The sequence below is a fragment of the Devosia sp. MDV22-iso42 genome (assembly GCF_058629155.1).
In genome coordinates this window covers 89215-115881 of the sequence record NZ_JBZVWR010000011.1, presented here as the reverse complement: position 1 = coordinate 115881, position 26667 = coordinate 89215, and the positions used below count along the sequence as shown (strand labels likewise).

At 64.9% G+C, this 26667-nt stretch carries 25 protein-coding genes; 22 read left to right on the top strand and 3 right to left on the bottom strand.

The window, feature by feature from the left end:
• The first annotated feature begins 70 nt into the window (after window positions 1-70).
• From AC4NN3_RS13975 to AC4NN3_RS13960, 4 genes are all read left to right on the top strand, one after another.
• Window positions 71-1261, top strand: coding sequence for an extracellular solute-binding protein (locus AC4NN3_RS13975; RefSeq protein WP_491927870.1), 1191 nt, complete (start codon window positions 71-73; stop codon window positions 1259-1261).
• A 99-nt stretch (window positions 1262-1360) separates the two neighbouring features.
• The gene (locus tag AC4NN3_RS13970; RefSeq protein WP_491927698.1) at window positions 1361-2437 is read left to right on the top strand and encodes an ABC transporter ATP-binding protein; all 1077 of its coding nucleotides are present in this window, start codon (window positions 1361-1363) and stop codon (window positions 2435-2437) included.
• 31 nt (window positions 2438-2468) lie between these two features.
• On the top strand, window positions 2469-3335 hold the full coding sequence (locus tag AC4NN3_RS13965; protein ID WP_193337082.1) for a MurR/RpiR family transcriptional regulator: 867 nt from the start codon (window positions 2469-2471) through the stop codon (window positions 3333-3335).
• A gap of 154 nt (window positions 3336-3489) precedes the next feature.
• Window positions 3490-5502, top strand: a complete 2013-nt coding sequence (locus AC4NN3_RS13960; protein WP_491927697.1) for a beta-N-acetylhexosaminidase — start codon at window positions 3490-3492, stop codon at window positions 5500-5502.
• 186 nt (window positions 5503-5688) lie between these two features.
• Here the strand turns inward: AC4NN3_RS13960 and AC4NN3_RS13955 are convergent, their stop codons facing one another.
• Window positions 5689-7146, bottom strand: coding sequence for a M81 family metallopeptidase (locus AC4NN3_RS13955; protein WP_491927696.1), 1458 nt, complete (start codon window positions 7144-7146; stop codon window positions 5689-5691).
• 193 nt (window positions 7147-7339) lie between these two features.
• On the opposite strand from AC4NN3_RS13955, the gene AC4NN3_RS13950 reads away from it, so the two are divergent.
• The 17 genes from AC4NN3_RS13950 to AC4NN3_RS13870 all read left to right on the top strand — a co-directional run bounded on the left by AC4NN3_RS13950 (window position 7340) and on the right by AC4NN3_RS13870 (window position 23812).
• Window positions 7340-7729, top strand: coding sequence for a RidA family protein (locus AC4NN3_RS13950; protein WP_491927695.1), 390 nt, complete (start codon window positions 7340-7342; stop codon window positions 7727-7729).
• A 7-nt stretch (window positions 7730-7736) separates the two neighbouring features.
• Window positions 7737-8513, top strand: a complete 777-nt coding sequence (locus tag AC4NN3_RS13945; RefSeq protein ID WP_491927694.1) for an SDR family oxidoreductase — start codon at window positions 7737-7739, stop codon at window positions 8511-8513.
• Window positions 8510-9571, top strand: a complete 1062-nt coding sequence (locus AC4NN3_RS13940; RefSeq protein ID WP_491927693.1) for a D-TA family PLP-dependent enzyme — start codon at window positions 8510-8512, stop codon at window positions 9569-9571. Before AC4NN3_RS13945 ends, AC4NN3_RS13940 begins: the two co-directional genes overlap by 4 nt.
• Window positions 9572-9734: 163 nt before the next feature.
• Window positions 9735-10286 carry a DNA-3-methyladenine glycosylase gene (locus tag AC4NN3_RS13935; protein WP_491927692.1) on the top strand — a complete coding sequence of 184 codons (552 nt, stop codon included), beginning with the start codon at window positions 9735-9737 and terminating at the stop codon, window positions 10284-10286.
• Between the two features lie 296 nt (window positions 10287-10582).
• Window positions 10583-10894, top strand: coding sequence for a plasmid stabilization protein (locus tag AC4NN3_RS13930; RefSeq protein WP_491927691.1), 312 nt, complete (start codon window positions 10583-10585; stop codon window positions 10892-10894).
• A 4-nt stretch (window positions 10895-10898) separates the two neighbouring features.
• Window positions 10899-11762 (top strand): SDR family oxidoreductase, encoded by an 864-nt coding sequence (locus AC4NN3_RS13925; RefSeq protein WP_491927690.1) that lies wholly within the window; start codon window positions 10899-10901, stop codon window positions 11760-11762.
• Between the two features lie 59 nt (window positions 11763-11821).
• A complete protein-coding gene (gene recQ, locus AC4NN3_RS13920) occupies window positions 11822-13675 on the top strand; it encodes a DNA helicase RecQ (protein ID WP_491927689.1) in 1854 nt (617 codons plus the stop codon).
• Window positions 13672-14655: an acetyltransferase domain-containing protein gene (locus AC4NN3_RS13915; protein ID WP_491927688.1), complete on the top strand. Its 984-nt coding sequence runs from the start codon at window positions 13672-13674 to the stop codon at window positions 14653-14655. Before recQ ends, AC4NN3_RS13915 begins: the two co-directional genes overlap by 4 nt.
• A 169-nt stretch (window positions 14656-14824) precedes the next feature.
• The gene (locus AC4NN3_RS13910) at window positions 14825-16681 is read left to right on the top strand and encodes an ABC transporter ATP-binding protein (RefSeq protein WP_491927687.1); all 1857 of its coding nucleotides are present in this window, start codon (window positions 14825-14827) and stop codon (window positions 16679-16681) included.
• On the top strand, window positions 16678-18576 hold the full coding sequence (locus tag AC4NN3_RS13905) for an ABC transporter ATP-binding protein (protein ID WP_491927686.1): 1899 nt from the start codon (window positions 16678-16680) through the stop codon (window positions 18574-18576). Before AC4NN3_RS13910 ends, AC4NN3_RS13905 begins: the two co-directional genes overlap by 4 nt.
• Before the next feature lie 66 nt (window positions 18577-18642).
• Window positions 18643-19953, top strand: coding sequence for a hypothetical protein (locus AC4NN3_RS13900; protein WP_491927685.1), 1311 nt, complete (start codon window positions 18643-18645; stop codon window positions 19951-19953).
• An 82-nt stretch (window positions 19954-20035) separates the two neighbouring features.
• Window positions 20036-20773: a TSUP family transporter gene (locus AC4NN3_RS13895; RefSeq protein ID WP_491927684.1), complete on the top strand. Its 738-nt coding sequence runs from the start codon at window positions 20036-20038 to the stop codon at window positions 20771-20773.
• 32 nt (window positions 20774-20805) lie between these two features.
• A complete protein-coding gene (locus tag AC4NN3_RS13890) occupies window positions 20806-21717 on the top strand; it encodes a LysR family transcriptional regulator (protein ID WP_491927683.1) in 912 nt (303 codons plus the stop codon).
• Between the two features lie 55 nt (window positions 21718-21772).
• Entirely contained in the window at window positions 21773-22156 is a 384-nt protein-coding gene (locus tag AC4NN3_RS13885) for a hypothetical protein (protein WP_491927682.1), read from the top strand.
• Between the two features lie 54 nt (window positions 22157-22210).
• Window positions 22211-22690, top strand: coding sequence for a copper chaperone PCu(A)C (locus tag AC4NN3_RS13880; protein WP_491927681.1), 480 nt, complete (start codon window positions 22211-22213; stop codon window positions 22688-22690).
• Between the two features lie 4 nt (window positions 22691-22694).
• Window positions 22695-23282 carry an SCO family protein gene (locus AC4NN3_RS13875; protein ID WP_491927680.1) on the top strand — a complete coding sequence of 196 codons (588 nt, stop codon included), beginning with the start codon at window positions 22695-22697 and terminating at the stop codon, window positions 23280-23282.
• A 131-nt stretch (window positions 23283-23413) separates the two neighbouring features.
• Window positions 23414-23812 (top strand): VOC family protein, encoded by a 399-nt coding sequence (locus AC4NN3_RS13870; RefSeq protein WP_491927679.1) that lies wholly within the window; start codon window positions 23414-23416, stop codon window positions 23810-23812.
• Here AC4NN3_RS13870 and AC4NN3_RS13865 read toward each other — a convergent pair.
• Window positions 23809-24231 carry a winged helix-turn-helix transcriptional regulator gene (locus tag AC4NN3_RS13865; RefSeq protein WP_491927678.1) on the bottom strand — a complete coding sequence of 141 codons (423 nt, stop codon included), beginning with the start codon at window positions 24229-24231 and terminating at the stop codon, window positions 23809-23811. The two genes, AC4NN3_RS13870 and AC4NN3_RS13865, sit on opposite strands and share 4 nt — an antisense overlap.
• Window positions 24232-24331: 100 nt before the next feature.
• On the opposite strand from AC4NN3_RS13865, the gene AC4NN3_RS13860 reads away from it, so the two are divergent.
• On the top strand, window positions 24332-25084 hold the full coding sequence (locus AC4NN3_RS13860; RefSeq protein ID WP_491927677.1) for an SDR family oxidoreductase: 753 nt from the start codon (window positions 24332-24334) through the stop codon (window positions 25082-25084).
• Window positions 25085-25132: 48 nt separating this feature from the next.
• On the opposite strand, the gene AC4NN3_RS13855 is transcribed toward AC4NN3_RS13860, so the two are convergent.
• Complete coding sequence (locus tag AC4NN3_RS13855; protein WP_491927676.1) at window positions 25133-26665, bottom strand: coiled-coil domain-containing protein; 1533 nt, start codon at window positions 26663-26665, stop codon at window positions 25133-25135.
• Window positions 26666-26667 lie beyond the last annotated feature (2 nt).

Sequence of the window (26667 nt, the reverse complement as noted above, 5' to 3'; positions counted from 1 at the left end):
AGTCGCCTCTCGGGGCGCAAATCAAGGGAGACTACACGTGCAAAAAACGATCGGACTTCTCGCTGTCTCGATGCTGGCCATGGCCGCAGCGGCGCCGGCGACCTTTGCCCAGGACGTCAAGGAAATCACCTTCATCAACTGTGGTGACGAACTGACCGCTGGCTATGCTGAATATTTCGCCGAATGGGAAGCTGCCAATCCGGGCTTCAAGGTCGCCCCCGAGATCGTCGGCTGGGGTCAGTGCCAGGACAAGGTGACGACACTGGCTGCCGCCGGCACGCCGGTTTCCCTGGCCTATGTCGGCTCGCGCACGCTCAAGCAGTTCGCGCTCAACGACCTGATCATCCCCGTGCCGATGACGGATGACGAAAAGGCCGCCTATTACAACTACGTGCCCGATACCGTCACCTTCGACGGCACCCAGTGGGGCGTCCCGGTCGCCTTCTCGACCAAGGCCCTGTTCTGGAACAAGGACCTGTTCGAGGCCGCCGGTCTCGATCCGGAAGTGCCACCCAAGACTTGGGAAGAAAAGATCGCTTTCGCCAAGCAGATCACTGAAAACACCGACGCAGCCGGCTATGGCCTGGTCGCCAAGACCTTCGACAACACCCTGCACCAGTTCCTGCACTGGGTTTACACCAACAATGGTTCGGTGATCGACGCCGAGGGCAACATCACCCTCGACTCGCCGCAGGTCCTGGCCGCCCTTACCGCGCTCAAGGACATCGTGCCCTATTCCGAAGAGGGCCCGACCGCCTATGAGCAGAACGAAGTCCGTGCCATCTGGCTGGACGGCGGCGTTGCCATGATCGAAGCCTCCCCCGGTGCCGCCCTCCGTGCCGAAGAAGCCGGCATGAACTGGGGCGTTGCCGATCTGCCGCTCGGGCCTGATGCCCAGGGTCCCGGCACCCTGCTGATCACCGATGCGCTGGCTGTCTTCAAGGGCACCGGTGTGGAAGATCAGGCTGTGAGTCTCGCCAAGTTCATCACCGATGGCGAACGCCAGTGGGCTGCCGAAATGGCCCAGGGCCTGACCCCGCTGCGTCCGCTCGAGCCTCAGACGGCCGCGCTGATCGCCGAGAAGCCATACTGGAAGCCCTTCCTGGATGGCATCGAATTCGGTGGCCCAGAGCCCCTGTTCACCGACTATGTCGGTCTGCAGAACGTGATGATCGAAATGGTCCAGTCCGTCGTGACCGGCGCCGCCGAACCGGCTGCTGCCCTCACCAAGGCTGCCGGCGAACTCGAGCAGTACAAGTAGGCTCTTCTGACCTGGTCGCCGCCCCTTGCGGGGCGGCGGCTCCCTTCGCTCCCCCATGCCTGCCCGCGGGTATCAAGTCCCGCCGACCGGAGACGACCAATGTCGCAGCTGAGCCTCAAGCACCTCGAAAAGTCCTTCAACGAAGCCCGCATCATCAAGGGCATCGACCTGGAAGTGTCCGAGGGCGAGTTCGTGGTGTTCGTCGGCCCATCCGGCTGCGGCAAGTCGACCCTGCTGCGCATGATCGCCGGCCTGGAAGACGTTACCCAGGGCGATATCTCCATCAGTGGCAAGATCGTCAATGACCTGCCCCCCGTCCAGCGCGGCATCGCCATGGTGTTCCAGAGCTACGCGCTCTATCCGCACATGACGGTCTATGAGAACATCGCCTTCCCGCTGCGCGTCGAACGGCTGCCACAGGCCGAGGTCGACGCCCGCGTCGGCGCCGCCGCCAAGGTATTGCAGCTGGAATCGCGGCTGCAGCATCGTCCAGGCCAGCTTTCCGGCGGCCAGCGCCAGCGCGTCGCTATCGGCCGCGCCATCGTGCGCCAGCCCAAGATTTTCCTGTTCGATGAGCCGCTGTCCAACCTCGACGCCGCCCTGCGTTCGGAAATGCGCATTGAGTTGATGGAGCTGCATAAGCGCCTGGGCTCGACCATGATCTATGTGACCCATGATCAGGTCGAAGCCATGACCATGGCCGACAAGATCGTCGTGCTCGACGCCGGCGAAATCTCCCAGGTCGGCTCGCCGCTCGAACTCTATCACAAGCCGGACAATCTCTTCGTGGCCGGCTTTATCGGCAGCCCGCGGATGAACTTCGTCAATGGCACCGTCACCAAGGCCGATGGCACCACCATGACCGTCGATCTGGGCAGCCTGGGCAGCATTGCCCTGCCGCGCGAGTCGGCGGCAGTCGCAGGGCAGGCCATTACCCTGGGGGTGCGCCCCGAGCATCTCCAGCTCGGCACAGGCGATTTCAGCCTCAAGATCACGCCCAATATTGTCGAGCATCTGGGCATCCACACCGTGGCCTATTCGACCCTGCCGGGCGGGGAAAACTTCATCGCCCTGTTCGAGGGCGCCCCAGCGATCGCCGAAGGCGAGGTCAGCGAAGTCGGCTTCGCCCTTGATCAGGTTCACCTGTTTGATTCTGCCGGCCTGGCCGTCTACTGAGCGGTCCGGGCGTCCACGGGAAGCGGGGAACATGCTGGATATCGTTGGGCTGCTGCAGGCTGAAAAGAACGCGTTTACCCGCTCCGAGCGCGCGCTGACCGAAATCGTGCTGGCCGATGTCGACGCGGCGCTCAAGCTCTCCATTGTTGATCTGGCCGCCCAGGCTGACGTGTCGCCGCCCACGGTCACCCGCTTCTGCCGGCGTCTGGGTTGCGATTCCTACGCCGATTTCAAGGTCCGCCTGGCCCAGTCGCGCTTTGTCGGCCAGCGCTATTTCGCCCCTGCCGCCGGTCCTTCCAGCGTGCATGAGATTGCCCAGGGCGTGGTCAACGGCATCCAGTCCATCATCTACGAGACCTTCGACCACCTCGACTTCGCTGCCGTCGAGCGGGCGGCCGAGAGCCTGGTCAAATCCAGCTTCGTGCTCGCCTTCGGCTCGGGTGGCGCCTCCTCGATGATGGCGGGCGAAGTCGAGGCGCGGCTGTTTCGCCTCGGTCTCAAGGTCGCCTCCACCGACGACCATCAACTGCAGATGATGCGCGCCGCCGCCGCCCCGGCCGGCACCGTCATCGTCGCCTTCTCGCTGTCGGGCAACAATGCGCAGCTGGCCAAGACCCTCACCGTGGCCGGTGAATATGGCCTGACTCGCATCGTCATCACCCGCTCGGCCTCCATCGTCTCGGCCCAGTCCGACATCCTGCTGCCGGTCAACTGGCACGAGAATGCCGACATCCTCCGTCCCACGCCGGGCCGCTATGCCTTTCTGGCGACGGTCGATGTGCTGGCGCAGACCGTGGCGACGCGATTGGGCCCATCTGCTGTCGCCAGCATGCGCCGCATCAAGCATCAGCTCGTCGTCAATCGCGACGGCGACGACGCCCAGCCGCTGGGGGATTAGCTCACCGCCGACCCCACGTAGACCTCATGGTGTGCGTGCCAAGGCAAGAACCACGAGATCATGCCCCGGACCTGATCCGGGGGCGCAGCCACCGAAACCGCCACGACCTCCTCCTTCGACACGCACAGGATGAGGTCTACTGAAGGACTATTCCATGACGATCGCCCTTTCGCTTGCCACCACCTGGAACCCTCCCACCGACGGCGAGGAACTCGCCTATGGCCTTGAGCTGACCAATGACGGCGATATCGCGATCACCGATTTCACCCTGGGCTTTTCCGGTCCCGCCCGCATCGATCCCACCGCGACGCTGGAAAATGGCAAGCTGCTCAAGCGCCTGTCCAACCACACCCTGATCGCGCCGCCCGATGGTTTCGTGCTCGAGCCCGGCGCCACCTGGCGTTCCGTGGCGCGCGGCCTGTCCTATGGCCTGCGCCACTGGAGCGACGGCGCCAATGCCGCCTATGTCGCGCTGGCCGACGGCACCGTCATCACGCTGCCAACAGCGCCGACCCAGGGCAAGGGCCACAATGCGCCCCTGCTCAAGGGCACGGCCAGGTTCCCCGTTCCGGCCAAGGCGCCGGTTTCCGTGTCGATCATTCCCTGGCCCAAATCGGTTGCCACCACCGGCGCCCGCGTTGCGCCTCCCGGCCTTGATCTCAAGCCGCAGGGTGATGACGCCGACAGGGCGGCTGCCGCCTTTGCCGGTCTCGTCGCCGATCTCTTCCCGGTGGAGGGCTTGGTGCGCCCCGCTTCCGAAGCGGGCATGCCGGTAACGATCGAGCACAAGGCAGGTCTCGGTGTAGAGGCCTATGAAGTCAGCTTTGCCGACAATGCCGCCACCGTTGCCGCCACCACGCGCCAGGGCATGGTCTATGGCCTGATCACGCTGGGACAGATCCTGCGCGGCGCGCGGCAGTACCCACAGACCTTCGTCTTCCCCTCCGGCGGCACCATTACGGACGAACCCGGCTTTGCCTATCGCGGCTGCCATCTCGACGTGGCGCGGCAGTTCTATTCCGGCGCCGAAGTCAGCCAGCTGCTCAAACTGATGGCCTGGAACAAGCTCAACAAGTTCCACTGGCACCTCAGCGAAGACGAGGCCTGGCGCATCGAGATCGACGCCTTCCCCGAACTGACCCGGATCGGCGCCTGGCGCGGCCACGGCATGGCACTGCCGCCGTTGCTCGGCTCCGGCCCGCATCCGACGGGCGGCTACTATTCCAAGAATGTCGTGCGCCAGATCGTCGCCCTGGCCGATAGCCTGGCGATCTCGGTCATCCCCGAAATCGACATTCCCGGCCATTCCTACGCCACGCTGCAGGCCTTGCCGCAACTGCGTGACCCCGCCGAGCAGGGCGAATACCAGTCGGTACAGGGTTTTCCCAATAACAGCCTCAACCCGGCCTATGAGCCGGTCTACAAGTTCATCGAGACGGTGGTCGACGAAGTGCTCGAGCTCTTCCCCGCCGGCATTTTCCACCTCGGCGCTGATGAGGTGCCGCTGGCCGCCTGGTCCGGCTCGCCGCTGGCCCTCGACATGATCGAAAGGCTCGGCGGTCCCGAGATGCGCGCCAAACATGAGCGTCAGTTCAACAAGCTGAGCGTCTACCACGGTGCCGACGAGATCGAAGGCTCCCCGACCGCGCTGATCCAGGCTGCCTTTGTCCGGCGGGTCCATGAATATATCGCCTCCAAGGGCGCCATTACCGGCGGCTGGGAAGAGGCCGCGCATGGAAATGCGGTCGACCAGGACAAGAGCTTCGTCATCGGCTGGCGCAATGTCGAGATTAACGCCGCCCTGGCCGAGAAGGGCTTTGACATCGTCGTCTCGCCGGGTCAGCGCTACTATCTCGACATGGCCAATGGCGTGAACTGGGCCGAGCCTGGCGCCGGCTGGGCCGGCTGGTCGGGCCCGCAGGAAACCTATGAGTTTGAGGCGCGCTCCGGCTTTTCCGAACAGGGCCTGACCCACCTGCTGGGCATCCAGGCCTGTATCTGGAGCGAATCCATGACCGACCGCGCCATCTTTGATCGCCTGGTCTTCCCGCGCCTCTCGGCCATTGCCGAAGCCGGCTGGACCACCCCCGAGCGCAAGAGCTGGGATCGCTTCAAGGCGCTCGTCGGCCTGATGCCGATCATGTACGGAAATTGGGCCGCCGAATAACCGCTTGCACGGAGCTCAGCCTCCCACGCTTGCGGGGAGGGGGACCGCCAATAGGCGGTGGGGGGGGAGCCACACCCGCGATGTCGCGAATGAGCACTGCCCAATCGCACTTCAGATAGGTGCGTGTTGCACCCCTCTCCACCACGCTTCGCGTGGTCCACCTCTCCCGTAAACGGGAGAGGAAGCCTACCCCCAAGGATTCTCCACCATCGGCCAGATGTCTCGCCGCGCCTTGCGATAGGGCGTGGTCTTGGGCGTGTTGGGATAGGGCTTTCCTGCCGCGCAGTAGATGATCTGCGAGGCAATCTTGGAAAAGCTGTCATAGAAGTGGTTGGTCGATTTGATCAGCAGGATTTTCCGCGATGTCGGGTCAATCCCCAGCGCCGAAAACAAGCTGGGATCAAAGCTTTGCGCCCTCGTGGAGTTGAGGATCACGTCGATGCCGGCAAAGCTTATCCACGCCGCATCGCCGAACGGGGCATAGCTGTCGCCAAAGCGCATCTGCGCGTCGCAGACGACTCGATTGACGGTCACCAATTGGTCAATTGGGTTACCCGTATGCGGCGCCGATTTGGCACCGAAGCGCAGCGGGATGACAGCCCCTTCGCCGGCGGCCATGCATATCTGTACTGCAATCGGGTCCCAGATCGTACCGACGGCCACGTCAGTGATGCCCCGGGCGATCAGTTCGGCGAGAATGACCGTGGCATCGCCCGCCGTGCCGCCACCCGGATTGTCCCACACATCGGCAATCACCACCGGGCCGACCGGCGCTGCCACGGCCGCATCGACCGCGGCCTTCTCATCAACCTGGGCGACCATGAAGGTGCCGCGCATGGCAAACAGCTCCCGCCCCAGCTTCTCGGCCAGGGCAGCGCCCGCCGCAGCATCGCCATCGGTCACGGCAATGACCTTGGTGCCCATTTCCGGCACGTCGCCGGCCATGAAGCCATGAATGACCGAGAGCGACAGCAGGCCGGGCTCGGACTTCTCGAGGGCATAGAGCTTGTCGACAAAGCCGCGCATGGGCTGCTTAGAGGTGGGGAAAATATCGATCATCCGGCAATCGAAAACGCTCATCACCGGGGTGATCTGCCCCTTGAGCGTGCGCACGGCAATATCCCAGAGGTCGCGCGCCCGGTCGACGAAATCGGTATGCGGGAATTCCTTGAACACGACGAAGAAATTGGCGGCGGCAACGCGCTTGGCGGTGAGGTGGCTGTGCGGGTCGAGTTCGGCGCAGACCAGCACGTGCGGGCCCACGATCTGGCGCACCCGCGTCAGCAGGTCGCCTTCGGGATCGTCATAGCCCTGCGCCACCATGGCGCCATGCAGGCCCAGCAGCACGGCATCAACCGGCATAGCGGCTTGTAATTGTGTAAGGATTTCGTCGCGCAGTTCCTCATAGGTGCCGCGCGCGATCAGGCCGGCCGGATCGGCCCAGCTGGCGCTGCCCTCGATCAGCGTCCAGCCTTGCTGCGCACAGACCTCGCGGCCAACGGTGATGGGCGCCGTGCACAGAGTGGGCGTTGCCGGGTGCTCGCCGGGGCGGGCATAAAGCGAGGCCTCGAAGGCGCGCTTGTCGATCGCGATGGGCGAAAAGGTGTTGGTTTCGGTGGCCAGGGCAGCGGTAAAAACGCGCACGTGGAAACTCGCATTGAGGGCAAGAGGGGCTTGGCCGCAAGAAGGGCTTGCTGCACGATAGCATAGGCAACGGGGCGTGATCACGTAAGAAATTTACATGTTTGGCGGCATTTTCTCGATGAAATGCCGATTTTGGCCAGCTATGCTGGCACATAACGAAACTGGCTTTCAGAAGCCTGCTCAGGAGACCCTCATGTCGATCATCCGTTATGGCGCCGAAAAGTCCGGGGCCGGTGGCCAGAACCTGCCCTTCGCCCGTGCCGTCCAGGCCGATGGCTGGCTCTATGTTTCCGGGCAGGTGGCAATGAAGGATGGCGAGATTGTCCGCGGGGGTATCGTGGAGGAAACCCATCTCACCATCCAGAACATCATCGCCATCCTCACCGAGGCTGGTTATGGCCTCGAAGATGTGGTGCGCTGCGGCGTCTGGCTCGATGATCCGCGCGACTTCTGGAGTTTCAATGGCGTCTACAAGAGCTATTTCGGCGAGCACCCGCCGGCTCGCGCCTGCGTGCAGAGCCACATGATGGTCGATTGCAAGGTCGAGATCGACTGCGTTGCCTACAAACGGTCACCAGTATGAACGTATGATGTACAGTTCCCCCTTCAGACTTGATGGCAAGAAAGTCCTGATCAGCGGCGCCGGCGGCGGCATCGGCCAGTCGCTCGTCGCCGCCTTTCGCGATGCCGGTGCTACAGTCTTTGGCGCCGACCGTGAGGCGAGCATGCTGGCGGGCCTCGACCTGGCCGGCACAGTGCTGTTCGACCAGGCCGATGCCAAGGCGACGCGGGCGGCAATTGAGCGCTATCTGGCCGACCATGGCGCGCCACACGCAGTGGTGTCCAATGCCGGCTTTACCCGGGCTGAAACCCTCGATCAGCTCGATGACGAGGTCTGGGCGAGCGAACTCGCCATCAACCTGAGTGGCGCCTATGCCATGACCGATCCGATCGTGGCCGCCATGGCGGCGCGCGGCTCGGGGAGCCTCGTCTTCATCTCCTCGGTCAATGCACTGGGCCACTATGGCAACCCGGCCTATTCGGCGGCCAAGGCGGGCTTGGTCGCTTATGCCAAGGCCATCGCGGTGGAGCGGGGCGGGCATGGGGTGCGGGCCAATGTGATCTGCCCCGGCTCGGTGCGCACGCCGGCCTGGGATCATCGCCTCGCGGCCGATCCGACCCTGCTGGACAATGTCTTGCCGCACTATCCGCTCGGCCGCATGGTGGTCCCCGCCGAGGTGGCCAATGCGGCAGTATTTTTGAGCGCGCCCGCTGCCTCGGGCATTACCGGCACGGTGCTGCCGGTCGATGCCGGGCTGACCGCCGGCAATCTGGTTTTCGTCGATGACGTCCTGAGGGGCAAATGACCCGTTTTTCCGAACTCGATACCCCCGCCGTGCTGATCGATATCGATCGCGTCGAGGCCAATCTCAAACGCGTGCAGGCCTATGCCGACAGCCACGGCCTCAAGCTGCGGCCCCATATCAAGACGCACAAGCTGCCGCGCTTTGCCCGACGGGCGATGGAACTGGGTGCCGTCGGCATCACCGTGCAGAAGCTGGGCGAAGCCGAGGTGATGGCTGATGCCGGCATCAGCGAGATCTTCCTGCCCTACAATATTCTGGGTGCCGCCAAGCTGGCGCGCCTGCGGGCGCTGAACGAGCGCGTGCATATCACCGTGACCGCCGACAGCGCCGAAACCGTGGCCGGCCTCTCGCTGACCTTTGCCGATGCCGTCGGCCCGCTGACCGTGCTGGTGGAATGCGACACCGGCATGGGCCGCTGCGGTGTGCAGAGCCCGGCCGATGCCGTGACCCTGGCCCAGCTGATCGCGGCCTCCCCCGGTCTCGAATTTGGCGGCCTGATGACCTATCCGGCCGCCGGCCATGTCGAGACCAACGCCGCCTGGCTGGCCAGTGCCAGGCAGGCCCTGATCGAGGCCGGCCTGCCGCCCGCCATCATCTCCAATGGCGGCACGCCCGACCTGTGGCGCGCCCATGAAGTGACGGCGGCGACCGAGCATCGCCCCGGCACCTATATCTATCTCGACCGCTTCCAGGTCTCCAAAGGCGTCGGTGGCTTCGAAGACTGCGCCCTCACCGTGCTGGCCACCGTGGTGAGCCGCCCGACAGAAAACCGGGCCATTATCGACGCCGGCTCCAAGGCGCTGACCAGCGATACGCTGGGCATGACCGGCTTCGGCTTGATCGAGGCCTACCCGGGCGCCGAGATCGTCGGCCTGAGCGAAGAGCATGGCACCATCGACCTGACGAACTGTGCTACCAAGCCGGCCATCGGCGAACAGCTGCGCATCATCCCCAACCATGCCTGCGTGGTATCCAACCTGTTCGACACGGTGACGCTGATTTCGGGTGACGACGTCGTCGAGACCGTTCGGGTCGATGCACGCGGCCGGGTGGGGTGAGGACGGTGCGACCTATGCCGCCCTTGCCCTGTCGCCCCACCCTCAGTCCCTCCCCATCAACGGGAGGGAGGCGCCCGCTCGGGCGCCCGTATCCATCGTCTCCCTCCCCCCTGTGGGGAGGGATCAAGGGTGGGGGTCCTGAGACCCTCAGCCGCCTGCAGGGATGACGATCACCCCCGCCTTCTTTGACCGCCCGGCCGACATGGTCGCCCCCGAACTGATCGGCATGACCCTGCTGGTCGATGGCGTCGGTGGGGTCCTGGTCGAGGTGGAGGCCTATGACCAGACCGACCCGGCCTCGCACAGCTTCAAGGGGCCGACGCCGCGCAACGCCGCCATGTTCGGGCCACCCGGCCATGCCTATGTCTACAAGATCTACGGCATGCACTGGTGCCTCAACTTTGTCTGCCAGCCCGGCAGCGCCGTGCTGATCCGGGCGCTCGAGCCACTGCATGGGGTCGATGTGATGCAGCAGCGCCGGGGCGGCCTCGCATCCCGCCAGCTCTGCTCGGGCCCCGGCAAGCTCTGCCAGGCGCTGGCCATCACCCGCGACCATGACGGCATGCCGCTCGATGCCGCGCCGTTTCGCCTCAGCGCCAGCCCTGATGCCCATCCGGTCGCCACCGGCCCGCGCATCGGCATCACCAAGGGCGTGGATACGCCCTGGCGTTTCGTCCGGCCCGGCTCGCCCTTCCTGAGCAAGCCGCTGCGCTAGATGTTCCGGCTGGCGACACCCCTGCGTCCCGGTCCCGCGTGGATGGCATCGTGGGCGGCTGCCCGCACGCCAAGAGCTTGCAGCGCCCGAAGAAAGACGTGATGACCGCCGGCCAGACGTGACGGAACCAAAGTCCGGTTCTGGCGCTTTTGGGTGCACGAGGCCGGGACGCGTCAACCGGACATGGCGGCAGAGGGAACAGACGGGTTTTTCCGGTTTCCCAGTCTGGCCAACGAAACGGCAGCCGAGCCCTTATCCCGCCCGTGCCGGCCTCGACCGCTTCTAGGAGTGTGATCATGCCCCAGGGTGACAAATCCGCCTATACCGACAAGCAGCAGCGCAAGGCCGCCCATATCGAGCAGGACTATGAGGATCGTGGCGTCAACAAGGACGAGGCCGAGCGCCGCGCCTGGGCGACGGTCAACAAGGACGATGGCGGCGGCAAGAAGTCTGGCTCGGGTCGTGGCGCCGATACCGGCCATCCCGCCGCGCATAAGGGCGGTCAAAAGGGCGGCGCCGCCTCGGCCAGCCGCTCGGCAGCCGAGCGCTCCGCCTCCGCCAAGAAGGCCGCCGCGACCCGTAAACGTAACGCCGCCAACAAGGGATAAGACAGTGGACCACGCCACCGACAACGCCATCAATCCGCCGCAGCATCAGGATCAGCAGCCCGGTCTTGAGACGCAGATGCACCCCAAGCCTGAATTCATGCCCAAATTCCCCGGCAATAGCCGGCTGGAGGGCAAGGTCGCCATCATTACCGGCGGCGATAGTGGTATCGGCCGGGCCTGCGCCGTGCTGTTCGCCCGCGAGGGCGCCGAGGTGGCGCTGATCTATCTCAACGAGACCGAGGACGCCAAGATCACCGCCGAGGCCGTCCGGGCCGAGGGCAAGGATCCGCTGCTCGTCCGCGGCGATATCGGCGAACAGGCATTCTGCGACAATGTCGTCGGCAAGGTCATTGAGGAATTCGGCCGGCTCGACGTTTTGGTCAACAATGCCGCCGAGCAGCACCCGCAGGACGAGATCACCGATATCTCGGCCCACCAGCTGCAGCGTACCTTCCAGACCAATATCTATGGCTATTTCTACATGACGCAGGCGGCCGTGCCGTTTCTTCGACAGGGCGCGACCATCGTCAACACCACCTCGGTCACCGCCTATCGCGGCTCGGCGACCCTGCTCGACTATTCGGCCACCAAGGGCGCCATTGTCGCCTTCACCCGCGCCCTCTCGGCCAACCTGGTCGACAAGGGCATCCGCGTCAACGCCGTGGCGCCCGGGCCGATCTGGACGCCGCTGATTCCGGCCACCTTCGATGCCGAAAAGGTCGCCAGCTTTGGCGCCGACAAGCCGATGAAGCGGCCCGGTCAACCCAATGAGGTGGCCACCTGCCACCTGTTCCTCGCCTGCGATGAGAGCTCCTATCTCACCGGCCAGGTGCTGCACCCCAATGGCGGCGAGATCGTCGGTGGATAGAAAGTCACGTTGACCCATGCTGCCTTGCGGCGCACCCCGTCCCGTGATTCAAGGGCGGGGTGAGCGCACTTGAATCGGATATCGATCTGTTCGGCGCGGGACAAGCGGTCATGCCGCGTGACCCGCTTGCCGTGCTGCGCGACGTTTTCGGCCACAAGAGCTTCCGTGGCCTGCAGGCCGATGTCGTCAATCACGTCGTCCATGGCGGCGATGCAGTGGTGCTCTTCCCCACCGGCGCCGGCAAGTCGATGTGCTACCAGATCCCGGCCATCTGCCGCCCCGGCGTCGGCATTGTCATCTCGCCACTGATCGCCCTGATGCGCGACCAGGTCGAGGCGCTGCGCCAGGCTGGCGTCGCGGCAGCCGCGCTCAACTCGTCGCTCACGCCCGAAGAGTCAGCGGAGGTGCGCAGCCAGTTACGGCGGGGCGAGCTCGACCTGCTTTATGTCGCGCCCGAACGCGTGGCGACGCCGGGCTTTGCCAATATGCTCTCGGGTATCGACATTGCCCTGTTCGCCATCGATGAGGCTCATTGTGTCAGCCAGTGGGGCCATGACTTCCGGCCGGAATATCGTGAACTGACCCGGCTGACCGAACTGTTCCCCGGCGTGCCGCGCATAGCCCTCACCGCCACAGCCGATCCGACCACCCGCGAAGACATCATTGAGCGGCTGGGGCTCGAAACGGCCGAGGTCTTCACCACCAGCTTCGACCGCCCCAATATTTCCTATTCCATCGTCGAGCGCGACAAGGCCCGCGACCAGCTGCTGGCCTTCCTGGCCGCGCACAAGGGCAGCTCGGGCATTGTCTATTGCCTCTCCCGCGCCAAGGTCGAAGACACGGCCGAATGGCTATCGGGCAAGGGCATCCCGGCTTTGCCCTATCATGCCGGCCTCAGCGCCGAGCGCCGCAATGCCAATCAGGATGCCTTCCTCAAGGAAGAAAACATCTGCATCGTCGCCACCGTGGCCTTCGGCATGGGCATCGACAAGCCCGACGTGCGCTATGTCGCCCACATGGACCTGCCGTCCTCCATCGAGGCCTATTACCAGGAAACCGGCCGCGCCGGTCGCGATGGCCAGCCCGCCGATGCCTGGATGAGCTATGGCATGGCCGATGTGGTGCAGCGCCGCCGCATGATCGACGAGGGCAATGCCCCCGACGAGATCAAGCGGCTCGAACATGGCAAGCTCAACGCCCTGCTCGGCGTCTGCGAAACCGCAGACTGCCGCCGCCAGGCGATCCTGAGCCATTTCGGCGAGGCCCATCCCGGCAAGTGCGGCAATTGCGATACCTGTCGCTCCCCGGTCGAAACCTGGGACGGCACGGAAGCGGCCATCAAGGCGCTGGCGGCCATCTACCGTACCGGCATGCGCTTTGGTGGCGCCCATGTCATCGATGTGCTGATGGGTAAGGCCACCGACAAGGTGACCCGCTTCGGCCATGACAAGCAGGCCGTGTTCGGCCAGGGCGCCGATCTCGATTCCCGCAGCTGGCAATCGGTGCTGCGTCAGCTGACTGCCTCTGGCCTGATCGTTGTCGATCACGCCGCTCACGGCGCGCTGACCCTGGGCGAGGGCGCCCGCGCCGTGTTCCGTCACGAGCGCAAGGTGACCCTGCGCAAGGACCGGCCCAAGAAATCGGTGGATGTGCGGCGCTCGCTCGAGCGCGCGGCGACCATTCCCCCCCACGCACTGCCCCTGTTCGAGGCGCTGCGCGAGGAACGCACCCGCCTTGCCAAGGCCCAGGGCGTGCCGCCCTATGTTATCTTCCACGATGCCACCCTGCGCGCCATGGCCATGGCCGTGCCGCGCCACCCGCACGACATGCTCAATCTTCCGGGCGTCGGCCAGGCCAAGCTCGACCGCTATGGCGATGATTTTCTGGCCGTGGTGGCACGGGTGGCGGCGTGAGCGCGCCTGCTGCCGCGCCGCGCCCGCGCTTTGCCATTGTCGATATCGCCCGCGGCGTCGCCATCATTGCCATGGTCGCCTATCACCTGTGCTGGGACCTGAGCTATTTCCGCTTCATCGCCCCCGATGTCGGGCGTGATCCGAACTGGGTATTGATCGCCCGCTCCATTCTGGCGGTGTTTCTATTTCTGGTCGGTGTCGGCCTGGTGCTGGGGCATGGCAGCGGCATCCGCTGGCGGGCCTTCTGGCGGCGCACCGGCTTTGTCGTGCTGGGCGCGCTGGCCATCAGCCTGGGCACTTTCCTGGTCTTCCCCGACAGCTTTGTCTATTTCGGCGTGCTGCATGCCATCGCTTTGTTCAGCGTTCTGGCGCTGCCCTTCCTGTTCGCGCCGCTCTGGCTGGCCGGGCTGGTCGCGGTGGCGATGATTGCGCTGCCGTTCTTGTTTTCCAATGCCCTGTTCAACGAGAAGCTCTATTCCTGGATCGGCTTCTGGCAAGTGCCGCCGCCCACCAATGATCTGGTGCCCATCTTTCCCTGGCTGGCCGCCGTGCTCATCGGCGTCATTGCCATGCGCCTGATCCTGGCCTCGTCGCTGGCAACGCGCCTCGCCGCCATCAACCCGACCGGGCGCCTGCCGCGTCTGTTGGCTGTCCTTGGACGCTGGAGTCTTTTGATCTATCTGCTGCACCAGCCCATCCTGCTTGGGCTGATCTATCCCGCCGCGGCTGTGCTGCAGCCGCAGCTGGCCATGCGGCAGACCGATTTCCTCGCCTCCTGCCAGTCCACCTGCGAGGCGGGCGGCACCACGGCGCCGCTCTGCACCACCTATTGCCAATGCGGCCTGCAAGGCGTGGAAGAAAACGATCTCTGGGAAGCCATTTATTCGGGCGTGGTTTCGGCCCAGCAGCAGACCATTCTGGATGCCAGCAACCGGCAGTGCTCCGCCCTGATCTATCCCGCGCTCACCGACACGCCCTGACGGGCTTTCGGCCCATTGGAACGTTGTTGTTGCGTTTTTTGCTCAAATTCAGCCTTGAATGGCAGAGCGAATGAGCCTTTTATGGTTCCCATGTTGATTTGTCCGAACCCCGGTGACGCTTCGCGCCCGGCCCGCTCGGACCTAGTATTTTAAAAGTCTGGATCCTTCCTTGACCACCCACACGGCTGGCCGCGACCATTCACGCGGCGATGCACGGGCACATCTGGCAGCCGCCCATGCCGGCAAGGGCCGCACCGCGCTGGTTCGCATCGCCCTCTATTCCCTGCGCCATCCCTTTCAGGCCGGGCTAGCCATCGGCGCCACAATTGTCGCTTCGGTGCTGCAACTGCTGATCCCGCGCCTGCTCGGCCATGCCGTCGATCAGGCACAGGGTATTCTGAGCACGGCGGGGGAGGGGGCCGAACAGGCCCTGTTCTGGAGCGCCATGACATTGCTCACGGTCTCGGTGGCGCGTGGCTTTTTCACCCTGCTGCAGAACTACTTTTCCGAAAGCGTCGGCCATCATGTCGGCTACGAGCTGCGGCTGGCCTTTTACGACAAGGTGCAAAAGCTCTCCTATTCCTATCACGACAAGATCCATACCGGCGACCTGATCACCATGGGCCTGCTCGACCTCGATGGGGTGCGCATGTTCTTTGCCACCGGCCTGGTGCGCATGGTGCTGCTGTCGGTGCTGATCGGGGTGGGTGCCTATATGCTGCTCACCACCGATCTGCTGCTGGGCCTGCTGGCACTGAGCTTCGTGCCCTTCGTGGCGTGGCGCTCCTCGGTGGCCCAGCTGACGCTGCGCGCCACCTGGATCATCCTGCAGGACAAGCTCTCCGCCCTGACCCGCGTCATGGAGGAAAACCTCGGCGGCATCCGCGTGGTGCGCGCCTTTTCCGCCCAGAAGTTCGAGCTCGACAAGTTCGACGCCGCCTCGCGCGAGGCGTTGGCGCTGTCGCACCAGCGGGTGGACGTGCGGGTGCGCAATACCAGCGCCATGACCTTTTCCTTCTTTGCCGCCATGGGCCTGGTGCTGTGGTTCGGCGGCAACAAGGTGATTGCCGGCGAGATGAGCGTCGGCACGCTGGCCAGCTTTCTCACCTTCATGACCATCCTGCAGATGCCGGTGCGCCAGCTCGGGCTGATGGTCAATTCCTTCGCCCGCGCCTCGATCTGCGGCGATCGCCTGTTTGCCTTTCTCGACGAGCCGCTCGCCATCGACGATGGGCCCGGTGCGGTCGATCTCAAGCTCACCAAGGGCACGCTGCGCTTCGAGGATGTGCATTTCACCTATCCAGGCGCGACCCATCCCACCCTCGATGGCGTGAGCTTTGAGGCCCGGGCCGGCCAGACCATCGGCATTGTCGGTGTGCCGGGCAGCGGCAAGTCGACGCTCGCCCACCTGATCCCGCGCTTTTACGACATCGACAGCGGCCGCATCACCATCGATGGCCAGGATGTCAGCCAGGTCACCCTGCAGTCCCTGCGCCGCGCCGTGGCCGTGGTGCAGCAGGATACCTTTCTGTTCACCACCACCATCCAGAACAACATCGCCTATGGCGACCCCTGGTCCAAGGAGACCAAGATCGAAAAGGCTGCCGAAAGCGCGCAGCTGCACAATTACATCATGGGCCTGCCGGCCGGCTACGACACCGTGGTCGGCGAGCGCGGCGTCTCGCTCTCGGGCGGCCAGCGCCAGCGCCTGTCGATCGCGCGCAGCCTCGTGCTCAAGCCCGCCGTCATGGTGTTCGATGATTCCACCGCCGCCATCGACGCCGGTACCGAACACCGCATCCGCAGCGCCATTCGCCGCTATGCCAGCGACCGGGTGACGCTGGTAATCTCCCATCGCCTGAGCTCACTGCTGCATGCCGACACCATCCTGTTTCTCGAGGATGGCAAGATTGTCGAGCAGGGCAGCCACGACGAACTGCTGGCCCAGGGCGGCCGCTATCGCGCCCTCTATGATCTGCAGACCCGCCCCACCGATGACCTCGAACTGGGGAGCGCCGCCCAATGAGCGTGACCGACGAAGACGACCGCGACGTCGCCGCCTTTCCGGGCCAGCGCCCGCCGCGCGCCAGCGTGGGCAGCCACCGCATCGAGGAAGACATCTTCGGCAAGGCCTATGACCCCAAGACGGTCCGCCGCATCTGGGCCTTTGTGCGGCCCTACCGGCTCAAGATCTACCTGTCGGTCGCCGCCGTACTCATCTTTACGGCCACCCAGCTGGCCATTCCCCTCATCATTGGCCGCGCCATTGACAGCGGCATGACCGAGGGCGGCAATTCCACCAATCTGGCCTGGGCCGTCGCCACCTTTGCCGTGGTCGTGCTGGTCAATTTCGCCGCCTCCTTCGTGCAGGAGACCGAGGTGGGCAAGGTCGCCGAAAACGTGCTGTTCGACATGCGCCGCGCCATGTTCGCCCAGTTGCAGCGTGTCTCGCTCAGCTTCATGGACAAGACAGAGGTCGGCCGGCTGATGAGCCGCCTGCAGGGCGACGTCAATTCCATGCAGGAATTTCTGGAAACCTCGGTGATTTCGGTCGGCGACCTGGTGCTGCTGGTGGGCATTGTCGTGGTGCTGCTCAGCCTCGACTTCCGGCTGGGACTGCTGACCCTGTCCACCATGCCCATCCTGTTCATCGTCCGCATCTTCTGGCTGCCGCCGGCCAAACGCGCCTTCTGGGCGGCGCATGAAACCAATTCGATCACTGCCGGCGCCATGGCCGAGGGCATCAATGGCGTGCGCACCGTGCAGAACCTCGACCGCCAGAAGGTCAATTTCGATCTGTTTGACGACAAGGCCTATATCAATCTGCGCACCCAGCTGACCGGCTCGCGCTTTGCCCAGGTCATGGTCCCCATCGTCGACAGCCTGACCGGCAGCGCCATGGCCATCGTCGTGGTGGTTGGCGGCTCGCTGGCGCTCAATGGCGAGCTCGAAATCGGCGTCATCGTCGCCTTCCTGTTCTACATCCAGCGCTTCTTTGACCCGATCCGTTCGCTGACCATGCAATATTCCATCATGCAGCGCGCCATGACCTCGGGTCGCCGCATCACCGAAGTGCTCGACGTTCCCGCCTCGATCAACGACAAGCCCGATGCCATTGCCCTGACTCGCGACATGGACGGCTCGGTCGAGTTCCGTAATGTCGGCTTCGCCTATGATCCCGATCGCCCGGTGCTCAAGAATGTCAGCTTCAAGGTTCGGCCCGGCGAAACCGTCGCTTTGGTCGGCCCCACCGGCTCGGGCAAGACCAGTGCCATGGCCCTGGTGCACCGCTTCTACGAGGTCCAGTCCGGCGCCGTGCTGGTCGGCGGCCACGACGTGCGCGATGTGACCCAGCAATCTCTGGGCGAACAGGTGGCCATGGTGCTGCAGGAGCCGTTCCTCTTTACCGGCTCGGTGTTCGACAATATCCGCTACAACAAGGTCTCGGCCACCCGCCAGGATGTCGTGGATGCCGCCACGGCGGTGGGCGCCCATGAATTCATCGAGCGCATGCCGCAGGGCTATGACAGCATTCTCGAGCAGCGCGGCTCCAATCTCTCGCTCGGCCAGCGACAACTGCTGAGCTTTGCCCGAGCCCTGGTCGCCGACGCCAAGATCCTGGTGCTCGACGAGGCAACGGCCAATATCGATTCCTACACCGAGCGGCAGATCCAGAAGGCCCTGCTGACGCTGCTCAAGGGCCGCACCGGCATGGTGATCGCCCATCGCCTGGCCACCATTCGCGGTGCCGACCGCATCATCGTGCTGCAGAATGGCGAGCTGATCGAGACCGGCAACCATGACGAGCTGATGGCGCGCGAGGGACTCTACGCCAAGCTCTACAACATGAACTATGCCAGCTTCGACGATATCCCCGACGAGCTGGTCAGCCAGGCCAATGCCAAGGCGGCGAGTACCTAAGCCCGGCGAGCCGGCTCCCCAAAGACGCGCGCGCCTGCTAGCGTGCGCGCTAAAACGGAGACCCGCATGCGCCTGGCCCTCGTCGCTATCCTCTCGCTCGCCATCACCCCGGTCCTGGCCCTCGAGGCGGTGACCTTCAAGGGCACGCTGGGCAAGTTCGACATCATCGCCGAGCTTACCGACCCCGCATCGGCTACAATTGTCGGGCGCTACAGTTACCTTTCCAAAGGTGGCGATATCCCGCTCGACGTGATGGACAGCACAGAGGGCAATATTGCGCTCGCCGAAGAGGCGCCATGCGCCGAAGATACCTGCATCCAGAACGACGACGGCATCGTGGTCGATCCGCCGATCGGCGCCACCTGGACGCTGCAATGGTCCGCCACCGACAAGACCCTCACCGGCGGCTGGCAGCCCACGGGCAAGGCCGGCAAGACGCTGCCCATCGCGCTCAGGGAGATTGGCCGCCGCACCCTTCCCGAAGGCGCCGAACTCACCCCCTATGATCTGTACGACAGCGTCTTTCAGCTCAGCTATGGCGGACTGTCCGGCTTCAATGCGCAGAGCGCGCCCTATGATTTTGCCAGGATGGATGTCCCGCTCGAGTTCGGCGATATCCAGGCGGTGGAGGGCTCGACCATCCGCTTCGTCACCGATCCGCGGACAAAGTTCGCCTTTCCCCGCATCGTCGCGCTGGCCGATGGCAGCGCGCCCGACGCGGCCAATCGCGGCCTGGCCGCACGCCATGCCATGATCAACTTTCGCGCCTTCGATTGCCTGGCGCAGATCTATGCCGGCTTTGGCGCCAACCAGTATTCAATCGGCATGGGGCCCGGCACGCTGGGCGACTATGACAGCGAGACCATCGCGGTGTCCCATCTTTCCCCTACCGTGATGAGCTGGATGGAATCGGGCAGCACCTGGTGTGGCGGCGCCCACCCCGACAATCACGCCGACAGCGTCAACCTTGACGTGCGCACCGGCACGACCCTTGCGCTGGGCAAAGTGTTCAAGGACTGGACGGCAACCAGTCGAAAGACCGGCGATGACGATGGTGCCGCGATCGATCAGGCCGCCGCCGCCGATGCGCCCGACGATTACTATTGGAGCGCCGGCCAGACGCTGATCGACTATGTCATCGCCAACCGCCTGCCTGATCCCGACGCTGACTTCGAAGCCGAATGCGGGATAGACGAGCTGATTGCTACCTATCTTGGCGCGCGCTTCGTGCCGGGCGATCAGGTGCTGTTCACCCTCGAGGGCCTGCCCAATGTCGTCGCCGCCTGTGGTGGAGATCTCTTGACCGTGCGGCTTGCCGACATTCCCGAACTGCTGGCCCCCACTGCCAGCGATTACTTCCCCAGCCTGGCCCGATAGCACCGGCACCCCCTCTTGCCCAATTGCGCATGGCGCGCCGCCGGCGCCCGGCGCATCAAGCTTGGATCGTGGGGACCCATTGATGACGATTCTGCTCGCGGCGGCGCTTCTGGTGTCCGTGTTCTTCACCTCCATGCTCTCGGGCGTTTTCGGCATGGCCGGTGGGCTGGTGTTGCTGGCCATCTTGCTGCTCATCCTGCCGGTGGGCACGGCGATTGCCGTGCAGGGCGCCATCCAACTGGTAGCCAATGGCTCGCGCGCCTTCATGTCGCGCGCCTATATTGACTGGCGGGTGCTCGCCATCATGACGCTGGGCCTGGTGAGCGTCGGCGTGGTGCTGTTCATCGTGCGCTATACCCCCGACCTGGCCACTGTCTGCATCATCATCGGCCTGTTGCCGGCGCTGCTGTGGATTCCGCAATCCTGGCTGGCGCTGGACGCCAGCAAGCCCAGCCATGCCTTTGTCTGCGGCGTGCTGGGCGGCGGGGTCAATCTGGCGGTCGGCGTGGCCGGGCCAACCATCGACATGTTCTTCATCCGCACCCGGATGGACCGCCGCACCATCATCGCCACCAAGGCGGCGGCACAGGTGGTCAATCACACCGCCAAGATCGTCTTCTACTGGAACGCCACCACCATGCTGACTGCCACCGACTGGACCTGGGTGGCGCTGGCCGCGCCCTTTGCCGTGGCCGGCACCAGCGCCGGGCACTGGGTGCTGCAGCGCCTGACGGACGCCAATTTCCGCGCCTGGACCCGGCTCATCGTGACGGCCATCGGCATTTTCTATCTGGCTCGCGGCATTTCCTTGCTGATCTGATGGCGATCAGTATGGTGCCAGCAGGAGACTCGATGGCACCGTTCGACAGCGTCACTGCACGCCTGATATTGCTGCTGGCCGAAACCGGCTCGATTGGCCGCGCCGCCGAGCGCGAAGGCATTGCCTCTTCGGCCGTGAGCCGCCGCGTCTCCGATCTCGAAAGCCGCCTGGGCGTCGTGCTGTTCGATCGCTCCGCCCATGGCGTCAAGCTGACTACTGCAGGACAGGCCTATGCCGAGGGCTGTCGCGTGGTACTGCGCGCCATTGCCGACCTCGATGCAGTGATGGCCGATTTCGGCAGCGGCCAGCGCGGGGCGCTGCGCCTGGCCTGCACCAGCTCGGCCCTGACCGGCAGGCTGCCCGAACTGCTGGCCCATTACGCCGGCCGGCACATCGGCATCGATCTCGACATTCAGGAGATGAGCGCCGCCAAGGCCCTGCTGGCGCTCGACGAGGGGCGCGCCGATATCGCCATCGTCTCGGACAATTACGATTTCACCCGCTTCGAGATCAAGGCCTTCGAGGATGACCGGGTCTGGGTGCTGGCGCCGCCCGATCACCCGCTGGCTGACAGTATCGAGCCGCGCAAGGACATTGCCTTTGCCGCCGTGCTGGACCACGCCATTGTCGGCATCCACCATGCCGGCTCGCTCGATCGCCTGCTGGCCGATGCGGCCAAGGCGGCGGGTAAGCCGCTGGTAGAGACCGTCCGCGTCGAGAGCTTTCCCGCTCTGGTGCGCATGGTCGAAGCCGGCTTTGGCATCGGCTTTTTGCGCTCCACCAGCCTGCATCTGCTGGCCGGCACCGATCTGGTCTGCGCCCCGCTGGCCGAGCCCTGGGCGCTGCGCCAGCTGCTGGTTGCCCGCCGCAAGTCGACGCCGCTCTCGGCGGCCATGAAAAGCTTCATCGCCCTGTGCAGCGAGACCTATGTGCCCGCCCTCTGAGGCTTGCGACAACACGGCCCTTTCCCCCGGCCTGCCGCCGGCCTATGAAAAGGGCATGACCCACAGGCGCAAAATTGGCAGAGAGATCGGAACGGCCCTGGCCGTACTGGCCATCTACCTGTTGACTATCCTCGCGCCCTTGCATGAAGCCCGCGCCAGCCAACTTGCCTTCGAAGAACTGGGCTATTCCACGCTGACCAACGGTTGGGTGCTCTGTGCCGCGGCCGAGGACACCGACCACGATGGCGTCAATGCGGTCAGCAAATGCCCGGTGTCGGGGGCAGGCAAGCCCGCGGCCGTTGCGCCCGGCCTCGACACCGTGCGGCTCGATCTGCGCGCCACCCTGCTGGCCGCGCCGCGGCCACTGGCCATGGCAAGCGCGCTTCCATCCCCTATTGCCCCGCCTTCGGGGCCGCGCGGACCGCCGGCCGGACGCTGATTGCCGGAGCCTGCGGCTCCACCCCTTTCCATGTCCTTTTCGGAAGTCATCATCATGTTTCGTTTCCTGCGCGCGGCCTTCGCCGCCAGCCTTCTGCTTGTCGCCCCCGCCTTTGCCCAAGATGGCGCCGTTCGCCTCGGTGACCTCAACCTCACCGCGCCTTTCACCCGCGCCACCCTGCCCAATGCGCCGGTCGGTGGGGGCTTTCTCAGCATCGAAAATGCCGGCAGCGCGGCCGATCGCCTGGTCTCGGCCAGTTCGCCCGCTGCCGCCATGGTACAAATTCACGAAATGGCCATGGAAGGCGACGTCATGAAGATGCGCCAGCTTGCCGATGGTCTCGAGATTCCGGCGGGCGAGACGGTCACCCTGGCGCCCGGCGGCTTCCACCTGATGTTCATGGGCCTCACCCAGGCCTTTGTCGAAGGCGAGACCGTGCCGGTGACACTGGTCTTCGAAAAGGCCGGTCCGGTGGAGCTGGAACTGCCCGTCATGGGCACCGCCGCCGACGCGGCCCACAGCATGCACAAATAGCGCCATGACCATCAAATCCATCCGCATCTGGCTCTGGGGCGCCGTTGGCGCCCTGGCCCTGACCGCCGTTGTCGCGGCTGTGCTGCTGCGTCAGCCCGAGCAGGCCGGTTTCGGCCAGGGCAGCTACAACCTGATTGACCAGAATGGCGCACCGGTCGACCAGACCGTGTTCGCCGGCCACCCCTCGGCTTTGTTCTTCGGCTTTACCCATTGCCCCGAAGTCTGCCCCACCACCATGGCCGAGATGGCCAGCTGGTTCGAGCAGCTCGGCGAGGAGGGCCAGGACCTGCGCGCCTATTTCGTCAGCATCGACCCGCAGCGCGATACGCCCGCCGTGCTGGGCGACTATGTCGGCTGGGTCAGCGACCGCATCACCGGCCTCACCGGCACGCCCGAGGAGATCGCCAAGATCGCCAAGGCCTGGGGCGTCTATTACGAGCGGGTCGAGCTTGGTGGCGACGACTACACCATGGACCATACCGCCTCGGTCTTCCTGCTCGATGCCAGTGGCGAGTTCCAGGGCACCATCGCCTATCGCGAGGACCAGGCGACCGCGCTGGGCAAGCTGCGCAACCTGCTCGCCAAGTCCTAACTGCAGGCGCCCGACCGGATCGACGACCGGCCGGGCGCCTGGCCCCGATGGGTACAGGTCTGGCGACTATTGCGGGTGACGAAGCGGCCGCCGGTCACTAGATTGGCGCCCAAGTACCACAGGAGCGCGCCGTGAAGCCTTCGATCTCCATCATCACCATTGGCGTCGACGACCTCGAACGCGCCTTCTCCTTCTACCGCGCCCTGTTCGAGATCGGCGACGAGCAGATCGGCGCCGGTGCCGACCACGTGGCCTTCTTCATTGATGACAGGTTGTCCTTCGTGTTGTTCGCACGCGAACAACTGGCCCAGACCGCCGGCAAGGACGTCGCCCTTGCCGGCACGCCGGGCTTCGTGCTCAGCCACCAGGCTCAGAGCCCCGCCGAGGTCGACGACATCCTGCGCCAGGTACTGGCCGCCGGCGGCGCCATCATCACCGATGGCACGCAGTCCGAATGGGGCTATTCAGCCTATTTCGAGGACAGCGAAGGCAATGTCTGGGAACTGATGGCGCAGCCACCAGCCAACTAGGCTTCCTCGTTGCGGGCGCGGAACGCGGCGCGACTCTGTTCGATCTGCTTATGATGCGCCTCGGCCCAGATCCAGACGCTGCAGAAGGCGGCGCCCAGGCTGCGACCCATCTCGGTCAGCCGGTAATCGACGTGCGGCGGGATCACAGGGTGCACCTTGCGCGCCACCAGCCCGTCCGCCTCCATCTGCCGCAGCGTCTTGGTCAGCATCTTCTGGCTGATGCTGCCCACCTTGCGACCCACATCGGTAAAGCGCAGCGTACCATGCTCGTCCAGCGCCTCGAGGATCAGCATGGTCCATTTGTCGGCCACCTTGCCGATGATGTCGCGCACCATGGCCTCGAGCGCGGGATCGACGGGCTGGGCGGCGTCGCGACCGCTCCAGTGGTAGATGGCGGGTGCTTCCGCGGTCTCCGACATTGACACTCTCCTTTGGGTGCGTACCGAACTTTCGGGCGCCTACTTTCTTGTGGAGAGTATGAGGTCTATCTCTGCGCCGGGCAATAGCAACGGAGTCCTCATGCAGACCACAGGCAATACCATCCTCATCACCGGCGGCGGTTCCGGCATCGGCCGCGGCCTCGCCGAAGCGTTTCATGCCCAGGGCAATCAGGTAATCATCTCGGGTCGCCGTGCCGCGGCTTTGGCCGAGGTCACCGCCGCCAATCCCGGCATGACGGCCTTCACCGTGGACATGACCGACTCCGCCAGCATCAGCGCGCTGGCCGCGCAGGTGATTGCCGCGCATCCGACCCTCAATGCCGTCGTCAATAATGCCGGCATCATGGTCAATGAGCACATGCTGGCCGCACCCGATTACCTGGCGACGGCTGAGGCCACCATTGCCACCAACCTGCTCGGGCCGATCCGGCTGACGGCGGCGCTACTGCCGCATCTGTTGGCCCAGCCCAAGGCCAGCGTGCTCACGGTGTCATCCGGGCTCGCCTTCGTGCCCATGGGGGCCACGCCCACCTACAGCGCCACCAAGGCGGCGATCCATTCCTATTCGCAGGCGCTGCGCCATCAGCTCCGCGATACGAGCATCGAGGTGATCGAGATCGTCCCGCCCTATGTGCAGACCTTCCTGCAGGGCGCGCATCAGGCCAGCGATCCCCATGCCATGCCGCTGGCCGAATACCTCGAGGAAACCATGGCCCTACTGGCCGGCGCGCCTGAAAATGGTGAAGTGCTGGTGCAGCGCGTGCACCCGCTGCGCTTCGCCGAGCAGAACGGCAAGGCGGGCGAGATGTTCGGCTTCATCAATCCGGTCTGAGCAAGGCGTGTCGTCCCGCCGGAAGGCGGGGCGACTTGCCGGGCATGGCTAGAAGCCGCCGCCGGTCTTGAACCCGCCATGCTTGCGGGTGCCGGTCGAACCGGTGCGGGGGCGCGAAAAGCCGCCCCCGAGCCCGCCGCCAAAGCCGCCGCCGAAACCACCCTTGGACTTGCCGCCCGCGCCGCCGCCAAAGCTGTTGTCCGGCCAGGAAAAGCCGCCGCTCTCGGGCCGCGGGGCATTGCTGCGCTGGCGGCCATTATTGGGCAGGCCCACGCCTCCACCCCAGTCCGAGGTGCCGGCGCCCCAGTTCTGGCTGCGCTGCCACTTGTCCCAATAGGACGCAGCAGTAATGCCGCCGCGCAGGAAATCGTTGAGCAGATCGCCCACCAGCCGGTCCTCGCGAAAGGTCGAGCGTGGGTCGTCGAAATGCTGCTTCTTGAACTCCCACTGGATGTCTTCCAGCTCGCGCCGGCGGGCGGCCAGGGTCTTGAGGCGTTCCTTCTGCTCGCGCGTTTCCTGGTCTTCTTCCTTGGCACGCGCCCGCGCATCGTCGATCTGGGCCACGATGGTGTCATCCTGCCCGGTGCGGGTGCGTCGGGCATCGGCCAGCAGGGTCTGGATATCTTCGCGTCCCAGCGCCGATGCCAGCTCCGACAGTGCGCCTTCAAAGGCCGGGTTGAGGCCCTGCGACAGCGCGGCTACGGCCTTGGCGCTCTCGTCGCGCTGGTCTTCGCTGACCACCATCTCGGCATCCAGCGCCGCAATCTGCTGCTGCGCCGCCATCATCGCGTCGCGTATCGGCTTGCCGCCGGCCGCATCGATTGCCGCGGTTTCGAGCGCGTCGAGCTCGGCTTCGGCGGCATGGGCCAGGGCGATCTGGCGTTCGGCATGTTCGCGCAGGCGCAGCGGAATCTCGTTGAGCATGGCAAAATTCGGCCGTGTCCTGTTAAAACCCACCAGATTGGCGACGAGGCCATCGAGATAGCGCACCAGATTATTAGCGCGATAATTGGCCGTGCCGTAACCGGCTTCCCACAGATAGATGAACAGTGGATCGTCGCGATAGGGTTTGCCCTTGGCTTCGCGGTCCGCCTCGGCCTGTTCGGTCTTGCGCATCGACTGGGCGGCAATTTCGGCCAGCGCCGCCGCCTCTTCGCGCTTGGCGGCAAAGTCCGGATCGCGGGCGATCGACGCGCCCAGCCTGCCGGCCAGGGCCTTGAGCTCGGCCTGATGGGTTTCGAACTGCTTGAGCGCGGCAGCGCGGTCCGCCGTGAGCTGGCTCAGACGGGCGTCGATCTCGGCCACGGCGCGCTCGGCCTTGCCCAGGTCACTGGCATGGGCCTTGAGCTGCGCTCGCGCCTTGGTCTCGGCCGCCGAAATGGCGCCGTCCAGTTCGCCCTGCAAAGCCGGATCAAGCCGCAGCCGCGCCAGCTGGCGAAACAGCTCGGCCTCGGTCGCACGGATCTTGCTGACCCGCTCGGCCGAGCGCGCCAGCCGCTTGGAGATCTCGTCTTCCTCGCGGCGGATATCGCGCATGGCTTCATCCAGGCTCGCCAGAGCTTCAGGGCCGCGGATGCTCATGA

What these genes read in the sequence shown, in the direction of transcription:
- AC4NN3_RS13895 (WP_491927684.1), top strand. Translation starts at nt 20,036, where the DNA reads ATGACGATTCTGCTCGCGGCGGCGCTTCTGGTGTCCGTGTTCTTCACC.
- AC4NN3_RS13945 (WP_491927694.1), top strand. Translation starts at nt 7,737, where the DNA reads ATGTACAGTTCCCCCTTCAGACTTGATGGCAAGAAAGTCCTGATCAGC.
- AC4NN3_RS13960 (WP_491927697.1), top strand. Translation starts at nt 3,490, where the DNA reads ATGACGATCGCCCTTTCGCTTGCCACCACCTGGAACCCTCCCACCGAC.
- AC4NN3_RS13970 (WP_491927698.1), top strand. Translation starts at nt 1,361, where the DNA reads ATGTCGCAGCTGAGCCTCAAGCACCTCGAAAAGTCCTTCAACGAAGCC.
- AC4NN3_RS13930 (WP_491927691.1), top strand. Translation starts at nt 10,583, where the DNA reads ATGCCCCAGGGTGACAAATCCGCCTATACCGACAAGCAGCAGCGCAAG.
- AC4NN3_RS13905 (WP_491927686.1), top strand. Translation starts at nt 16,678, where the DNA reads ATGAGCGTGACCGACGAAGACGACCGCGACGTCGCCGCCTTTCCGGGC.
- AC4NN3_RS13855 (WP_491927676.1), bottom strand. Translation starts at nt 26,665, where the DNA reads ATGAGCATCCGCGGCCCTGAAGCTCTGGCGAGCCTGGATGAAGCCATG.
- AC4NN3_RS13950 (WP_491927695.1), top strand. Translation starts at nt 7,340, where the DNA reads ATGTCGATCATCCGTTATGGCGCCGAAAAGTCCGGGGCCGGTGGCCAG.
- AC4NN3_RS13880 (WP_491927681.1), top strand. Translation starts at nt 22,211, where the DNA reads ATGTTTCGTTTCCTGCGCGCGGCCTTCGCCGCCAGCCTTCTGCTTGTC.
- AC4NN3_RS13900 (WP_491927685.1), top strand. Translation starts at nt 18,643, where the DNA reads ATGCGCCTGGCCCTCGTCGCTATCCTCTCGCTCGCCATCACCCCGGTC.
- AC4NN3_RS13875 (WP_491927680.1), top strand. Translation starts at nt 22,695, where the DNA reads ATGACCATCAAATCCATCCGCATCTGGCTCTGGGGCGCCGTTGGCGCC.
- AC4NN3_RS13865 (WP_491927678.1), bottom strand. Translation starts at nt 24,231, where the DNA reads ATGTCGGAGACCGCGGAAGCACCCGCCATCTACCACTGGAGCGGTCGC.
- AC4NN3_RS13965 (WP_193337082.1), top strand. Translation starts at nt 2,469, where the DNA reads ATGCTGGATATCGTTGGGCTGCTGCAGGCTGAAAAGAACGCGTTTACC.
- AC4NN3_RS13975 (WP_491927870.1), top strand. Translation starts at nt 71, where the DNA reads ATGCTGGCCATGGCCGCAGCGGCGCCGGCGACCTTTGCCCAGGACGTC.
- AC4NN3_RS13940 (WP_491927693.1), top strand. Translation starts at nt 8,510, where the DNA reads ATGACCCGTTTTTCCGAACTCGATACCCCCGCCGTGCTGATCGATATC.
- AC4NN3_RS13935 (WP_491927692.1), top strand. Translation starts at nt 9,735, where the DNA reads ATGACGATCACCCCCGCCTTCTTTGACCGCCCGGCCGACATGGTCGCC.
- AC4NN3_RS13885 (WP_491927682.1), top strand. Translation starts at nt 21,773, where the DNA reads ATGACCCACAGGCGCAAAATTGGCAGAGAGATCGGAACGGCCCTGGCC.
- AC4NN3_RS13860 (WP_491927677.1), top strand. Translation starts at nt 24,332, where the DNA reads ATGCAGACCACAGGCAATACCATCCTCATCACCGGCGGCGGTTCCGGC.
- AC4NN3_RS13890 (WP_491927683.1), top strand. Translation starts at nt 20,806, where the DNA reads ATGGCACCGTTCGACAGCGTCACTGCACGCCTGATATTGCTGCTGGCC.